This is a genomic window from Virgibacillus dakarensis (assembly GCF_900155625.1).
Taxonomy (GTDB): domain Bacteria; phylum Bacillota; class Bacilli; order Bacillales; family Amphibacillaceae; genus Lentibacillus_C; species Lentibacillus_C populi.
The window spans coordinates 1920850-1937066 of the sequence record NZ_LT732554.1; the positions used below are offsets into that span (position 1 = coordinate 1920850).

General features: G+C 39.7%; 11 protein-coding genes and 1 riboswitch. Of the genes, 10 read left to right on the top strand and 1 reads right to left on the bottom strand.

Features of this window, described 5'->3' with window-relative positions; all coding sequences use genetic code 11:
* Window positions 1-2 precede the first annotated feature (2 nt).
* The 4 genes from hutI to CZ382_RS18825 all read left to right on the top strand — a co-directional run bounded on the left by hutI (window position 3) and on the right by CZ382_RS18825 (window position 6113).
* The gene (hutI, locus tag CZ382_RS18810; protein ID WP_088052693.1) at window positions 3-1277 is read left to right on the top strand and encodes an imidazolonepropionase; all 1275 of its coding nucleotides are present in this window, start codon (window positions 3-5) and stop codon (window positions 1275-1277) included.
* A gap of 31 nt (window positions 1278-1308) precedes the next feature.
* Window positions 1309-2898, top strand: coding sequence for a BCCT family transporter (locus CZ382_RS18815; protein ID WP_088052694.1), 1590 nt, complete (start codon window positions 1309-1311; stop codon window positions 2896-2898).
* Between the two features lie 60 nt (window positions 2899-2958).
* The gene (hutH, locus tag CZ382_RS18820) at window positions 2959-4491 is read left to right on the top strand and encodes a histidine ammonia-lyase (protein WP_159457837.1); all 1533 of its coding nucleotides are present in this window, start codon (window positions 2959-2961) and stop codon (window positions 4489-4491) included.
* A gap of 296 nt (window positions 4492-4787) precedes the next feature.
* A complete protein-coding gene (locus CZ382_RS18825; protein ID WP_088052696.1) occupies window positions 4788-6113 on the top strand; it encodes a YjiH family protein in 1326 nt (441 codons plus the stop codon).
* Window positions 6114-6306: 193 nt separating this feature from the next.
* Here CZ382_RS18825 and CZ382_RS18830 read toward each other — a convergent pair whose 3' ends face one another.
* Window positions 6307-8103, bottom strand: a complete 1797-nt coding sequence (locus CZ382_RS18830; RefSeq protein WP_088052697.1) for a cation:proton antiporter — start codon at window positions 8101-8103, stop codon at window positions 6307-6309.
* Between the two features lie 240 nt (window positions 8104-8343).
* Between CZ382_RS18830 and CZ382_RS18835 the strand changes: the two genes are divergently transcribed.
* The 6 genes from CZ382_RS18835 to CZ382_RS18860 all read left to right on the top strand — a co-directional run bounded on the left by CZ382_RS18835 (window position 8344) and on the right by CZ382_RS18860 (window position 15896).
* Window positions 8344-9018, top strand: coding sequence for a uracil-DNA glycosylase (locus CZ382_RS18835; RefSeq protein WP_088052698.1), 675 nt, complete (start codon window positions 8344-8346; stop codon window positions 9016-9018).
* Window positions 9019-9092: 74 nt separating this feature from the next.
* A riboswitch (cobalamin riboswitch) is annotated at window positions 9093-9293 on the top strand.
* A gap of 170 nt (window positions 9294-9463) precedes the next feature.
* Entirely contained in the window at window positions 9464-11647 is a 2184-nt protein-coding gene (locus CZ382_RS18840; RefSeq protein WP_088052699.1) for a fibronectin type III domain-containing protein, read from the top strand.
* Window positions 11648-11684: 37 nt separating this feature from the next.
* Window positions 11685-12587, top strand: a complete 903-nt coding sequence (locus CZ382_RS18845) for a DUF4430 domain-containing protein (protein ID WP_088052700.1) — start codon at window positions 11685-11687, stop codon at window positions 12585-12587.
* 92 nt (window positions 12588-12679) lie between these two features.
* The gene (locus CZ382_RS18850; protein WP_088052701.1) at window positions 12680-13558 is read left to right on the top strand and encodes an energy-coupling factor transporter transmembrane component T; all 879 of its coding nucleotides are present in this window, start codon (window positions 12680-12682) and stop codon (window positions 13556-13558) included.
* A complete protein-coding gene (locus tag CZ382_RS18855) occupies window positions 13540-15204 on the top strand; it encodes an ABC transporter ATP-binding protein (protein ID WP_088052702.1) in 1665 nt (554 codons plus the stop codon). The genes CZ382_RS18850 and CZ382_RS18855 overlap by 19 nt, the downstream gene beginning before the upstream one ends.
* The gene (locus CZ382_RS18860) at window positions 15180-15896 is read left to right on the top strand and encodes an ECF transporter S component (RefSeq protein WP_088052703.1); all 717 of its coding nucleotides are present in this window, start codon (window positions 15180-15182) and stop codon (window positions 15894-15896) included. The genes CZ382_RS18855 and CZ382_RS18860 overlap by 25 nt, the downstream gene beginning before the upstream one ends.
* Window positions 15897-16217 lie beyond the last annotated feature (321 nt).

A 16217-nucleotide genomic window follows, 5' to 3' on the forward strand; every position in this document is an offset into this window, starting at 1 on the left:
GAATGTCACAACTCGTATTTGTAAAAAATGCTGCACAATTAATTACGATGAAAGGCCATACAGATAAACCGGCGAAAAAAGACAATATGAGTCAACTGAATGTCATTGAAAATGGAAGTCTGCTTGCAAAAGATGGGAAAATTTTAGCGGTAGCGAAACACGAGGCTATTGCGCAAGATTATCAAGAATTAATCGCAGAAGCTGAACATATTGATGCAATTAATAAAATTGTAACACCAGGTCTTATTGATCCACATACACACCTTGTTCATGCAGGAACCAGAGAAAGCGAATATGCCATGCGCCTTAAAGGCAAGTCGTACATGGAAATTATGAATGCCGGGGGCGGTATTCATGCGACAACAAAAGCAACAAAACAAGCCAGCTTTGATCAGTTGTATGAAGAATCGAAGCAGCGTTTAGACACCTTTTTAGAATATGGTGTCACAACGGTAGAAGCAAAAAGCGGTTACGGGCTGTCATTGGAGCATGAATTAAAACAGCTGGAGGTTGCAAAAAAGCTAAATGCAGATCATCCAGTTGATATCGTTTCTACTTTCATGGGTGCCCATGCAGTTCCAGTTGATGAGAGAGATAATCCGGATACTTTTGTTGACCGGGTTGTAAATGAAATGATTCCAGAAGTTGCGAGAAAAGGGCTTGCGACATTTAATGATGTGTTTTGTGAACGTGGTGTGTTTACACCGGAGCAATCACGCAGAATATTAAATGCCGGTAAGGCACACGGTCTGATACCTAAAATACATGCTGATGAAATTGAGCCTTATGGAGGTGCTGAATTAGCAACAGAAGTTGGGGCGATTTCAGCTGATCATTTGCTTAAGGCGTCTGATGAAGGAATTAAACAGATGGCAGAAAGTGGCGTGATAGGCGTCCTGCTACCAGGTACAGCATTTTTTCTAATGGCAGAGTTTGCGCAGGCAAGAAAAATGATAGATAACGGCGTCCCTGTTGCATTATCGACAGATGCAAATCCTGGTTCATCACCAACGTTATCGCTGCAATTTATTATGAATTTGGGCTGTTTGAAAATGGGCATGACACCTGAGGAAGTTCTTACAGCAACGACGATTAATGCCGCTCATGCAATTGGGTGTGCTGATAGTGTTGGAAGTCTGGAGGCAGGTAAAAAAGCAGATATCGCCATTTTTAACGTGCCAAACTATTTAATGCTGTCGTACAAATATGGAATGAACCACATTGATACTGTGGTTAAAGGAGGGAAGTCAGTAGTTTTGGGTAAACAGTTACAGTAAAAATTTTTGAAATAGAAGGGGGAGTAATGAAATGAATGGTAAGAAAATACGCTGGGGAGTTTTTTTGCCAATGGCAATTTTGCTGGTTGGAACAGTACTTGTTGGGATCATTGCTCCCACTAGTTTTTACAACATACAAACTAATATTGTCAACTTTGCATTTAATAATTTTGGCTGGTTATTTAGTTTAATTACTTTTTTATTAATCTTTATTTGCTTATTCTTGGGTTTTTCGAAATATGGAAAGATAAAGATTGGTGGGAAAGAGGCGAAACCAACTATAAAAAAATGGGAGTGGTTTGCTATTTCCCTAACGGGTGGAATTGGTACGGGGCTATTATTCTGGGGAACGGCAGAGCCTCTTACACATTTTATGAGTCCACCAGAGGCACTGGGAATATTACCAGGTACAGAGGAGGCAGCTACCTTTTCAATTGCTGCAGTAATGATGCAATGGACACTTGGTCCTTATTCTCTTTATGTCATTTGTGGTATTGCAGTAGCCTATGCACATTATAATCTAAAGCTTCCCTATAATGTAAGTTCTACTCTTTATCCGATTATTGGTAAAAGGGCTTTTGGGATAACAGGTACTATTGTTGATAATTTGTGTATGTTTGCGATTGCTGGCGCTATGTCGGCGATACTTGGGGAAGGGGTATTGCAAATCAGTAGTGGAATAGCTCATTATACATCAATAAGTAATGGGCCGATATTATGGGGAATTATGGTTATTGCAATAACCATTACTTATATTATTTCTAGCTATACAGGAATTGAAAAGGGCATTAGATTTTTAGCCGATAACAATACAAAAATTTTTATGTTTTTATTAGCCTTTGTATTCATAATGGGGCCAACTGCTTATATGTTAAATATTGGTGTACAAGGAACGGGGAAATATTTAGGTTCTATGGCAGAGATGCATTTATGGTTGAGTCCTATGGAAGGGGCTAGTTGGCCAAAGGACTGGCCAATTTTTGAATGGGCACTATGGGGGGCAAATGCTCCTCTAATCGGAATGTTTCTGGCAAGGTTGTCCTATGGTAGAACTCTGAGGCAATTTGTATCCTTAAATTTGTTATTACCAGCAGCATTTGGTGCATTGTGGTTTTGGGTTTTTGGTGGGGCTGCAATGTATTTTGACTGGAAGGGTGATGGCCAGTTGTGGAATATTATTAGTAACGAAGAAGGTGGTATACCATTGTCGCTTTTTGCCTTCTTGGAGGAGTTTCCCTTTTCGGTATTTATTGGTTGGGTGGTACTAGTTGCAATTTACCTTTCTTTTACAACATTAGCCGATTCATTAACTACAACTATGTCATCGCTAACTACAACTGGAAATACGATTGAAGACCCTGAACCGCCTGCAAGAGTAAAAATCTTTTGGGGATCAATTATGGGTATAATGGCTCTATTAACAGTCACTTCCGGAACCGGTGGTGAAATAAGCGGCATTGATGCTGTGAAACAGATGGCAACAGTGGCTGGTTTTCCGGTTCTTTTCTTAATAATCCTTCAACTATTTGCTAGTACAAAGGCAATTTTGAAAAATGACAAGTCCGATTTCTTAAGCCACCAAATAGAACCCTCAAATGTAAAAGAGAAAAAAAGTAGTTGAATGATGATTTTTGATTAAATATTTCATAATACTATTAATCTATCTGTTGAGGTGAAGTTTGTGAGGACTGATAAAAAAATAATAAGTATATCTGCGGGAGATCTAAGTATTGAGGATTTAATTTCGATAGCAAGACATAATGTACCAATAGAATTGTCAAAAGAGGTCGAAGGTAAAATAATCCAGGCAAGAGATTTAATAGATAAGTTTGTTGATGAACAACGTGTAGTTTACGGTATTACAACTGGTGTTGGTGATAATAGCAAAGTAAGGGTGAGCAAAGCCGAATCCAGGAAATTGCAAAAAAATCTAATTCGTAGTCATGCCTGCGGGGTTGGTGCCCCCTTGGATATGGAATTAGTAAAAGCAGTAATGGTAATGATGATTAAAAACTTATCGTCAGGCTATTCAGGGATCAGATTGGAAACAGTTCAAGCCTTGGTTAAATTAGTGAATCATAATATAGTTCCAAAAGTTCCAAGAGATGGATCGCTAGGATACCTGAGCTATCAGGCACATATTAGTTTGGTTCTTTTAGGAGAGGGGGAAGCCTATTATAAGGGTGAATTATTAAAAGGAGATATAGCTTTAAAAAGAGCTGGATTAAAACCCATTTCCCTTTATGAAAAGGAGGGCTTAAGTTTAATTAATGGAACAGTAGATATGACTGCAATTGGTGCCATTGCAATATATGATGCAATTAATGTTCTTAAAATTGCTGATCTTGCTTCTATGGTGAGTTTTGAAGCATTAAAGGGAACAAACCTTGCTTTTGATGTAAGACTAGGTGATGTAAAACCTCACCCTGGTCTAAAATCAACTATTTACAATTTGAACAGGTTATTATCTGGCAGTGAAATAGCAGAGAAATTTAAGAATCATAGAACCCAAGATGCTCTTAGCATAAGGGCAATTCCACAAGTTCATGGAGCTTGTAAGGATGCACTTAATTATGCTAAGCAAGTTATTGAAAGAGAGATGAATTCAGCAACAGATAATCCACTAATCTTTGTCTCTGAGGGTGATTCGGTATCATCAGCAAACTGTCATGGTGAGTCGGTTGCTATGGCTTTAGATTTTCTTGCAATTTCTTTATCAGAGACAGCCAATATCTCAGAGAGAAGAATTTTTAGACTTGTATCATCTCAATACAGTGAATTACCTCCTTTTTTAGTTGAAAATAGTGGGGTTAATTCAGGTTATATGATTCCACAATATGTTGCTGCAGCTTTGGTTTCTGACAATAAACTTTATTCTCATCCAGCGGTTGTTGATTCTATTCCTACTGCGGCAGGACAAGAGGATCACGTCAGTATGGGTACTTCAGCTTCTTTAAAAGTTTTGAAAGTAATTGCTAATACACAAAGAGTAATGGGTATTGAGTTAATGTGTGCATGCCAAGGTTTAGAGTTTTTAAGACCATTAAGATCAAGCACGGGTATAGAAACAGTATACAATTTTTTAAGAAGCTATATACCAAAATTGGAGGAAGATAAGGTATTGTATGACGATATTAAAAAGGTAGAGACACTAATAAAAACAGAAAAAGTTTTAGATATATTGGAAAATAAAATTGGTCAATTAGTTATTTGACTTTTACGGTAAAATCTGATTGCATTAATTTTTACAATAAATGACTGGCTTGTGGTAGGTTTTTTACAGTGGGATGAAGCGCATTGTTTTGGAACTCTGCTAGAGACAAGCTTTGCACTCTCTCTTTTTATTAATGAAAACGGTTCGTATACTTGGATCAAGTATGTTTTTCCCTGCAGGGGTTTGAGCACGATTAAAATTATGGGCTAATTTATCTTGAAAATGTTTCAAGGAGGGAAGCCAGTAGATAGACAACTGCAAAATGAAAAACCAAATTTGAATCGGGAGGTTTTACAATGGAAAATCCTCAACGTGTTGCGCTCAAAAATGAGAGTACGAATGGGAAAAATATACTCAAATTTCTGATTTACAGTTTCATTGGTGCATTTACTTTTTTTATACCTATCACATTAAATGGGACTTCAACCATTCCGTTAGACCATATGGTAACATTTGTTGAAGAAACTGTCCCTTCAATCATTCCATATTACATCTTGCTTGTAATCATTTTTGGTGCAATATATCCGTTCATTAATAAAACATGGAACAAAGACGCTGTAAACATAGGTTTATCCATTTTTAAGATTATTGGTATGGGTGTAGCATTTATGCTTGTATTCGATTTTGGACCGAGTTGGTTGTTCGATCCGGACATGGGTCCATTCCTATTTGACAGTCTGGTTACTTCCGTGGGGATATTAGTTCCGATTGGTGCAGTATTCCTTGCACTATTGGTAGGGTATGGATTTCTTGAATTTATCGGGGTACTGGTGCAGCCTATTATGCGCCCGGTCTGGAAAACACCTGGACGCTCCGCAATTGACGCTGTTGCATCATTCGTTGGCAGTTATTCGATTGGGTTACTAATTACGAACAAAGTATTTAAAGAAGGAAAATATACAATAAAAGAAGCAACCATAATTGCAACAGGATTTTCGACTGTTTCCGCAACATTTATGATTGTCGTTGCAAAAACGTTGGGGTTAATGGATATATGGAACACTTATTTTTGGGTAACATTAGTAGTAACTTTTCTTGTAACCGCTATCACCGTTCGGATTTGGCCGCTAAATAAAATGAGCGATGAATACTATGATGGTGAAGGATTACCAGAACAAAAGGTGAAAGGAAATCGCTTCAAGGAGGCCTGGAAGCAAGGGATGGAGGCTTCTGAAAGTGCTTTACCGCTTTTGAAAAATGTACTGCTGAATTTGAAGGACGGAATCATTATGACAGCAGCGATATTGCCGTCTATATTATCAGTTGGGTTACTTGGGCTGGTTTTAGCAACGTATACACCTGTATTTGATATACTTGGGTACATTTTCCTTCCGTTTACATGGCTGGTTCAATTGCCGGAGCCATTACTCGCTGCAAAAGCATCAGCAATTGAGATAGCTGAAATGTTTTTACCGGCATTGCTAGTAACGAACGCTGCTCTTGTCACTAAATTTGTGGTCGCTGTCTTATCCGTTTCAGCCATCATATTTTTTTCCGCGCTGGTTCCTTGTATTTTATCGACGGAAATACCAGTTAGTATTCCGAAATTACTCGTTATTTGGGTGGAACGAACGATCCTGACAATAGTGATCGTAACGCCCATTGCATTTTTACTATTGTGACAATGAGTCTACTACCTGAAACAAAAAGTATTCTTGGATATGCAGTCATACTTTTTCGACATGATTGTGATGAGTCAACTATTCACGATAAAATAACCGTTTTGTACTAAGAGGGTTCAGGCATTGAAAAGGAAGCCATTCTTTTGTCCTAAAACAGCGAATGGCTTCCTTTTTCACTCAAATCATTTCCTGTTTAATCCTGAACTTTCTTCAAAACCACAAGCTTATCCCCCACATCAAGCACAAATTTTTTCCTTAATGTAATAACCTGAATGGTTTTGTTTTCTTTTACAATCAATAATGGTGTGACATCCTCTGGAATCGTGTCCTTTACTATTTTATTTTTTTCCTGGATGTTTATCGATTGTATCGAATAGTTGGTATTTATTTTTCGATTTAATTCTGTAAAAATGGCATCCTCCGCAAATAACAGATGTGCTCGCAGTGAAATCGTTATACCGTCCGGATCGTCCTTGTTTATGTTACCGCTTGGAAGCGAAAAGGTATTATTGTAACCGAACTCCGGTGCATAGGATTGACTGACCAGTGCGTTATAAGCATTATCACCTGTCATGGAAAGAATCGTTTCATATGGTGTGAGGTCAACCTCAAACTCGGCATGTTCAGCGAGAATCTGTCCGTGATAGGTTGGAATATCTTTATCAGCCGCACCACGTAATCTTCCTTCAGACGTATCACTGATTAAAACAGGGATATCAAGTTTTCGCAAGTAATCGGCAAGTGCAATAGAAAAGCTGCTTGATCCGATAATCAGAATCCCTGGTGGCGCATTGTTGGCAAGTCCGAGTTTTTTAGCGATTGGGCTCAAGGTGAAACCATGGGCGCATACGGTTATAAATACGAGTGCAAATGTTAATGTTGTAAGCATTTCGGCACCTTCATGACCATCATCAAGAAGAATTGCTGCAAAGTATCCAGAAACGGTCAGGGCAACAACCCCTCTTGGCGCCACCCAACTGACAAGCGTTTTTTCCGCCTTCGTGAGCTCGGTACCAATCGTTGCGATCCAGATAGATAACGGTCGCACAATAAAAAGCATGACAAGCACGAATCCGATAATTGGCAATGTGAAAATTTCGGCAATCGTCTCCCTTGAGAGGGAAGCCGTAAGCAAGATAAAGATAGTTGATGTAAGCATTACCGATATATTTTCAACAAAATGACTGACATTACCGATTGATGTTACATAGCGTTTCGTTCGGGCGAGTGTCAATCCCATTACTGTGACAGCGAGCATGCCTGTTTCATGCATGACAACCTCTGCCATGGTAAAACAAAGCAGCACAAATGCGAGTATAATGGGAGATTTTAAATATTCCGGGAAGACTCCCTTGCTGACCATAATGCTGACAATCATGCCGATCACATAACCAAAAATGACGGCAATGAATGCGTTGAAAAAGAAATGCAGCATATAATCGAAATGCAGTGTATCGGTCGTCAGGACTTTAATGACTTCATAGGCAAATAGTGCGAGTAATGGACCAAAGGGATCGACAATAATACCTTCCCATTTAAGAACAGCTGCTATCCTTGGTTTTAATTTTGCATTCCGCAATAATGGAATAATGACAGTTGGCCCTGTTACGACAAATAAACCGCCGATAATAAAGGAAATTTCCAAACTTAAGCCGGCGATGAAATGGGCGGCAAGTGCACCAGCAATCCAGGCAATGAATGCTCCGCCTGTTACAATACGGAAGACCGATTTGGATATTCCTTTTATCTCACGGATATCAAGACTGGAGCTGCCTTCAAATAAAACGATGGCAACGGCTAATGAAATTAATGGGCTGTATAGATCGCCCAACGCTTCCTGTGGGTTGAACAAACCAAAAATAGGTCCCAGCAGTAGGCCGGCAATGGACATGATAACAATGGAAGGCCATTGTATCCGCCAAGCAAGCCATTGCGAAAATATACCTACTACAAAAATAACTGCGATACTTACTAAAACAATCTCTTCCATCGAATCACCTTTCCAGCCCTTCCTTCATAATAAGAAGTTTACCAATTTTTATCGCGTTTGTCCTGTATTTCATCACCTAAGAATCACAGGTGCCTAGTCATCCCCCGAACTTTATAAAAAAGATAGCTCCCCTAAGAAGTTTGCTTCAATAAGTGCTACTATTCGGTACAAATCGGTTGCACCATCAAAATTTTCTAGTTTACTATTGGTATAACATCATTAATGAAAAGGATGATAGATATGGCTAAACAGATTTTGGAAAATGATTGGGCTGACTTTTTAAGTGAGGAATTTAGCAAGCCTTATTATCTCAAGCTGCGGGAATTTTTGAAGGAGGAGTATGCTACCCGGACGGTATATCCAAATATGCATGATATTTTTAACGCACTTCACTCGACCTCTTTTGAGCATGTAAAGGTAGTAATACTGGGGCAGGATCCGTACCATGGTCCGAATCAGGCGCATGGCCTAAGTTTTTCCGTGAAACCTGGGGTGCCGCAGCCACCTTCATTAAAAAATATTTTCATTGAATTACAGAATGATATAGGCTGCTCCATACCGAACCACGGCTATTTACACAGTTGGACAAAACAAGGCGTGCTCCTTTTGAATACGGTTCTAACAGTTAGAGCTGGACAAGCACATTCACATAAAGGAATGGGTTGGGAAATCTTCACGAATCGTGTGATTGAGACGTTAAATCAAAAAGAAAATCCTGTTGTTTACATTCTGTGGGGTGCTGCTGCACAAAGAAAACAGGAGCTTATTGATACGTCAAAGCATTACATCATTAAATCGCCGCACCCTAGTCCATTATCTGCACATCGGGGTTTTTTTGGGAGCAAGCCTTTTTCGAAGACCAATGAATTACTTAAACAGGCCGGGCTTGAAGAAGTGGATTGGGGAATTGAATAGGGAACTTTTCAGTTGTGTAATCTTGCTCATCCTCTGCTTGACTTCACGACATTGATTACATACAATGAAATTAATTGAATACGAAAAAATTAGGTTGATTTTGTCGATGGGAATCGAGGAAATCATTAAAAGGGAAGTCCGGTGCAAGTCCGGCACGGTCCCGCCACTGTAAATGCTAGTTTTCTAATTATAAACCACTGTCATTCGATTCGATGGGAAGGTAATAGAAAATGATGATCATAAGTCAGGAGACCTGCCTACTTTTTTACGCCATTCAACCTACGAGGATAGGGAGGTGTGCTCGCACATGATGAAAATCCGTTTAGCTGAACATGGCGATACATAGCATTTCTGTGCCAGATAACCACCATACACCACTTCGTAAAGGGGTGTATTTTTTATGGGGAATTTATTGAAAGCGGATTCATGGAGGGGGAAGGTTTAGTTGAGAAATTTTAAACGAATGATAAGTATTGCTCTAATTGTTTTACTATCACTATTGTTTACTTTGCCACAGTCAGTGATTGTGTCTGCATCTGCAGTCAATAGTACTGTGGGTAACCAGATAAGCTTGCAGACTATTAAGCAGGCGATTGATAAAGCTAGCCAAAATGTAATTAATGGCGGTGTTGATAGTGAGTGGGAAGCGATTGGGCTGGCTAAGGCGGGGAAAAAGGTTCCCGAATCCTATACTAATGATCTAAGTTTGCATATCGAAGACCAAGTAGTTGGTGGATTGGAAAACAAAAGAATAAAAATTACCGATATCGAGCGACTGGCGATGGCAGCAACTGCGATCGGCAAAGACCCACGCGCTATTGATGGCTTGAACTTGATAGAACATATTTATAACAGTCCGGAACGCCGCGGCGGGTTTGATACAATGACTTTTCAAGGAAACAACGGACCAATTTTTGCACTGATAGCATTGGACACAAAATATTTTGATGTTCCAGAAGATGCAAAATGGACAAGACAAAAATTAATTGATGAACTATTGCGCACACAAAATGATGATGGCAGCTGGAATTTGAATGAGAACTTTGATACACCAAGTATTGATATTACCGCGATGGCAATCATCGGTCTCAGCCCATATAAGGATCGGGCCGCAGTAAAAAAAGCATTGGACGGAGCGGTAAATTATTTATCTTCCGTCCAGACAAAGGAAGGCGGCTTTGATGGTGGTTCATTTGTAGGGGGTATAACAAGTGAGGCAGCCTCGCAGGTGATTATTGGACTAACAGCCTATGGAATTGACCCAACAGGCAAGAAATTTACAAAACAGCAAAATTTGATCGAGCATTTGTTTGGTTTTCAAAATAAAGATGGAGGTTTTAAACACACGGCTGATTATGCCGATTCCAACGAGATGGCGACAGAACAGGCACTTCAGGCTTTAGTCGCCTATAAATTGTTTTTAGAGGGAGGAGGTTCACTCTATCAATTTGGAAAAATAAACAACACGCCTGAACCACCAGTTGATACGGTTGCGCCGCAAATTGTCATTAACGGTATTTCGGACGGGAAAACAGTTTCAACATCCAACATAACATTTACCGTAAAAGCACATGATGATGCCGATGGGGAGGTTGAACTTGCTGTAAAAGTGAATGATAAATCGCTGACACCAAAAGATGGTACCTATCGCGCAGTGTTGAAAGAAGGGGAAAATAACATTACGGTATCGGCCACTGATCAGGCTGGAAACAAGGCTAACCTTTCTTACACGGTCTTTTATCAAATAGAGAAGAACATTGAAATTGGAAAAGAGTCGGCTGTCAAAAGTGGTGAAAGAATAAAAATTAACGGTACTAACACTACTGTCCTGCTACCTGATGATATACCAGTGGGAACAACTCTAATTGTAACGAAAGCAAATGAGAAACATGAGGGCTTGAAGCAATCTGGTGATCTATTACACTTTGATTTTCAGTACCCTAGTGACAAAAAAATCAAGGGAAGCTTTCTGCTAACAATGGGAGTCAATGATGGAATAGATGTTGAAAAAACAGGTATCTATTATTTTAATGAACAAACTGGCAAATGGAAATATACCGGCGGATGGGGAAAAGCTAAAAATGGTGTTATTTCTATTAAGGTTGATCACTTCTCGACATACGGTGTATTCACAGACACTGATGGACCGGTAAACATACAATTTACTGAGGAAGAAATAACTTCCAATAAAATTACTGTCGGGTTATCAGCAGACGACCCTTCAGGTATCAAGAAGTACATTCTTTACCGTAACGGGAAGGTAATTGCCGATGTTAAGGGAAAAGAAACGGAATTTACGGACAAAGATTTAAAGTCTGGACAGGATTATGAATATCGTGTCATAGCTGTCGATGGATTAGGAAATAAATCATCTGAAGAAAGCACTACTGTTACGACGCTTACAGAAGAAGCGATGAAATCAGGTAATGATGAAGATTCAAGCGGAGGCGACAAGGATCATCTGAATCACGATCAGAAGCAAACAGTAAATGGTAAAACGGCAACAACAGATAAAGGAGATAAATTACCACAAACAGCAACAAATATATATAATTTCCTAATTGCTGGAGCTGCATTGATTATTATTGGCTTTGTTATACTTTATATTCGAAAAAGAAGGTGGGTGTAAATAGCCTACTAGTTTTTCGGAGGGAGGATTCGGAGAGATGAGACAAGCTATAAAGATCTTTGCATCCGTCATGCTGACATTGCTCATTGTTTTCAGTTTAAGTGGCTGTGTTGAGTCTTTAAAGAAACCAACAGGCTTGGAAGATTCAGCAAGTCAGCAAGCTGGGGATGAGGATCAGGATGTAACAAAGGACCCTAGAGAAAAAGAACAATCACCGGATACGGGACAAGCGAAATCTGCCAAAGAAAAAAATGGAATAGCTGAACAATCCAGCGATTCCAATACCCATGCAATCGACAAAAAAGCTGAAAAAAAGTCATCTGCAACTAAAAAGGAAAATAATAAGAAGACAACACAATCGGCAGGCGCAAATCAACAAAAATCAAGTAAGGAGCCAAGTCAATCCAAAGGCAGTTCAACGGGATCGAGTAATACGGACAAATCGAATACAAATGCCATAAATAAACAGGAAGATTCCCATAAGGGTTCTGCAAAAGGTTCAACGAAGAAGTCAAAACATGATAAAGCGAATTCCAAGGAAAATAAACAGCCTGAAACAAATAAGGACACAATTGTTTATTCAATCGTTATATCCGGCAGCGAGGTTCCGTTACCACCAACCGAAATCGAAATAACCAATGAAGATACTGTACTAGAAGCGTTAATCCAAATTACCAAACAGAAAAAAATTCAGATGGATTATCGTGGTGGTCAAGGTGCAACCGCGTATGTCGAAGGAATAGACAATGTATATGAATTCGACCGCGGCCAGGGAAGCGGCTGGATGTACCGAATAAACGGTGTATTCCCTGATCGTGGTGCAGGTGTAGTACCTGTATGTGATGGAGATCGGGTTGAGTGGTTGTACACAACAAATCTTGGGAAAGATCTTGGCGCAGACTTAGCTCCTGTTCGGAGGGATGGGAAATGTCCGAAATAAGGGGGCAGAGGCTTGTCCACGTTCATGATTAGTGTTGTGGTCGGGACGGAATTGCTCCCGTCCTACAATTTTTTTAAAAGCAGGTGTGGAGTATGGAAAATGGTTTTCGCTCTTATCATCCTTTTGTTCAATTTTTCTATTACATATGTGTTGGAACGCTGGCTTTTTACTTTAAACATCCGTTATTTTTAGGTACGGCATGTTTATTGATGATTCTGGTCAACGTGTCACATGACCGGGGAAAAGCAGTTCGGCAATGGATTCCTGCGTTGTTGGTGATGAGTACGCTAATTATCGTGTTAAATCCTTTTTTGGTATCACGGGGGACAAACATTTTATTTTATTTCCGGGGGAAGCAAGTAACATTAGAAGCAACCATTTATGGCATTACAATGGCCTTGACAATCGTTATTATCCTGCTTCTGTTCATCTCCTTTAATCTTATTTTAAATGGAAACCGATTTCTGTATATTTTTGCAAGAATCCTGCCGCGAACGGCTTTTTTAACGATGCTTTCAATTCGATTTGTACCGTTATTAAAAAAAAGACTCCAGGAAATTAGTGCGGTGCAGCGAATCCGTGGATTAAGCATTACAGAAGGGTCGATCAGAAACAGGGCAAAAACGGGGCAGCTAAGAACACAAATTTTACTAACCTGGTCACTCGATGAATCTATGCAAACGGCTGACTCCATGAAGGCAAGAGGCTATGGAATTGGAAAGAAAAATCCCTATATTCCGTATCGGCTGAAGAAGCATGACTGGGGATGGATGATTGCGTTACTTGCACTTTTTAGTATTTGCATTGCTGGAGGCGCGTTGGGGTATGGGAAAATGATTATTTATCCAGAGCTTGGTACGCTTCATTTCTATCCACTTGATTGGCTGCTTTTCTACGCTATGTTATTGTTACATTCATTTCCATTAATCGTTGAAGGGAGAGAACAATTACGGTGGATATTTTCCAAATGAAAAACCTTTCTTTTCATTATCCAGAAGCGGAACCAACTTTAAACAACATTTCTATTACAATAAAGGAAGGCGATTTCACTGTGATTTGCGGGCCAAGCGGCTGTGGGAAAACAACACTGCTAAGCCTGCTGAAAAAGGAGATAGCCCCTGCAGGAGAACTGGAGGGAACACTTACATATTTGGGAAAAGCTTTGAGTGAATGGGACGATCGAACGTTGATCGAAGAAATTGGCTTCGTTTTTCAAGATCCAGATAATCAAATTATTATGGATGATGTCATGCAGGAAATGGTTTTTGGTATGGAAAACTTAGGGTATTCTAACTTGGAAATGCGTAAGCGAGTTGCCGAATTGGTTCATTTTTTTGGTATGGAGGGATTGTTAAAGGCCAAACCATCAGAATTGTCGGGAGGACAAAAGCAGCTGCTGAACTTGTTGAGTGTCCTTCTGTTAAAGCCAAAAGTTCTTTTACTTGACGAACCAACTTCCCAGCTTGATCCGGTTGCAGCAAAGAATCTTATCCTCATGCTGGAGCGGTTGAATAAGGAAATGGGCATGACCATTCTTTTAGTTGAACATCGACTTGAGGAATTGTTTGCTATTGCTGATCATGTGATAGTAATGGATAAGGGATTCGTGCGGTATGAAGGGGAGAGCAGAGACATAATTGAAGCGATTTTTCAAAACAACGATGAGCGTGCTATTCCCTATGTCCCCTCCATTTCACAGTTGTATATGAAAAAAGCGCAATACTTGGAGAAAACGAGTATTCCTCTGACTGTCAAAGAATGCAGGAGCTGGATAAGAACAGTGTCACCATTAATGTCTACTGATCAAAAAGCGGCAATCGATAGAAATGAGTCTATTCTGTCTTTACAGGAGGTCTATTTTCAGTACACTAAAAAGACGCCATACATTTTGAAAAATTTAGCTTTAGAGGTGAAACAAGGGGAGTTTTACACAATTGTTGGTGGAAATGGATCAGGTAAAAGTACATTGCTGAAGGCTTGCATTGGCAACATCAAGCCGCAACGTGGACGGGTTCTTTTTCGAGAAAAGGAAACAAGCAAACTAAAAGGGAAAGCACTGTATAACAACTTTGCTTATCTACCACAAAACCCGAAAACCTATTTTATTCATGACACGATCGATAAGGAAATGCAGGAAGTAGTGCAACAGAAACAGATAGATAATGGTGAGGAGAAAATCGTGGAAATGCTGTGTACATTTGAAATTGAGCATATCCGGCACCAGCACCCATATGATTGTTCTGGTGGTGAAATGCAAAAAGCAGCTCTGGCGTGCATGCTGCTGGGAAGTCCGACAATACTCTTCATTGATGAACCGACGAAAGGGCTTGATCCTTTATCCAAGCAACACTTTGCCAGATTATTGAAACAGTTGCATCAAAAGGGCTTGACGATCGTAATGGTTACACATGATATTGAATTTGCTGCTAAATATGCCGAACGATGTGCGATGATGTTTGATGGTGCAATCATGGCTGAGGGGACTCCAACTGAATTGTTTCAAGGAAATTATTTTTATACTACCTCTGTTAATCGTGCTACAAGCGGAAGTGGGCTAACAGGGACCTTGACACTGGAGGAGGCATTAGCATCATGGCCAAATCACGTACCTATTTGACCATTGTTTCCATCGCCATTTTGTTATTGCTGGTCGTATCTATTGTTTTTTTCCATTACCGTGCTTATTTACTGGTAAGTGTGATGATTATTGACTGTATGATGATTCCGTTCTTTGCCCGATTTGAAATAAGAAGCATCACAGGCAGGGAAGTCGTCATTCTTGCCATCCTGGCTGCCATTGCTGCTGTCGGGCGTGTTCCTTTTGCTGGTTTGCCAAGCGTTCAGCCGACCTCCTTCGTTATTATCATTACCGGGCTCGCTTTTGGAGCCGAATCAGGATTCATCGTTGGGGCTGTGGCGGCCATCGTGTCCAATATTTTTCTTGGACAAGGCCCCTGGACACCATGGCAAATGTATGCTTGGGGCATGATGGGGATGACAGCTGGACTCTTTCGCAATAAAGGTTGGATGAAAAAGGGCTGGGGGCGCTCAGTTTTTGGCTTTACATGGGGCTATTTATTTGGCTGGTTTATGAATCTTTGGATCATCGTTAGTTATCTTGATAACATGACCTGGGAAATTTTTACGGCAACATATATAGCAAGCATTTACCATGACCTTGCTCACGCTTTATCAAATGTATTTTTTCTGGCGGTATTCAGTGCCTCGTGGATAAAAATTTTAGAGAGGACGAAGCGGAAGTATGGGTTGTTTGAGGAGGTAACAGGGAAGGTTAAGAAAGGTGCTTGAGTTGTTTTATTCGCTGTTATTTTATTATGGAGATTTTATCTCCTACCGAGTACCATTTGTATTTATCTAGATTACCGGTAACTAAATAGTAATAGAGACTTTTTTTTACATCATGTATTGATTTCGTGGAAATTTTTAACTTGATAGTTAATTTGTGTTGAAGGGGTATTTCAATTTGAATTACCTCTTTTTGTGGATTGAAATTGAATATATCCTTTAGCTCGGAAATTTAGTAATTATTGGAGTCAGCCGAGAGAGATCTGTTACGACACCGCACTCAAACAGAAAATTATTTTCAAAATAAATTTATAAAGTAAAATA

What these genes read in the sequence shown, in the direction of transcription:
- hutI (WP_088052693.1), top strand. Translation starts at nt 3, where the DNA reads ATGTCACAACTCGTATTTGTAAAAAATGCTGCACAATTAATTACGATG.
- CZ382_RS18815 (WP_088052694.1), top strand. Translation starts at nt 1,309, where the DNA reads ATGAATGGTAAGAAAATACGCTGGGGAGTTTTTTTGCCAATGGCAATT.
- CZ382_RS18825 (WP_088052696.1), top strand. Translation starts at nt 4,788, where the DNA reads ATGGAAAATCCTCAACGTGTTGCGCTCAAAAATGAGAGTACGAATGGG.
- CZ382_RS18830 (WP_088052697.1), bottom strand. Translation starts at nt 8,103, where the DNA reads ATGGAAGAGATTGTTTTAGTAAGTATCGCAGTTATTTTTGTAGTAGGT.
- CZ382_RS18835 (WP_088052698.1), top strand. Translation starts at nt 8,344, where the DNA reads ATGGCTAAACAGATTTTGGAAAATGATTGGGCTGACTTTTTAAGTGAG.
- CZ382_RS18845 (WP_088052700.1), top strand. Translation starts at nt 11,685, where the DNA reads ATGAGACAAGCTATAAAGATCTTTGCATCCGTCATGCTGACATTGCTC.
- CZ382_RS18850 (WP_088052701.1), top strand. Translation starts at nt 12,680, where the DNA reads ATGGAAAATGGTTTTCGCTCTTATCATCCTTTTGTTCAATTTTTCTAT.
- CZ382_RS18860 (WP_088052703.1), top strand. Translation starts at nt 15,180, where the DNA reads ATGGCCAAATCACGTACCTATTTGACCATTGTTTCCATCGCCATTTTG.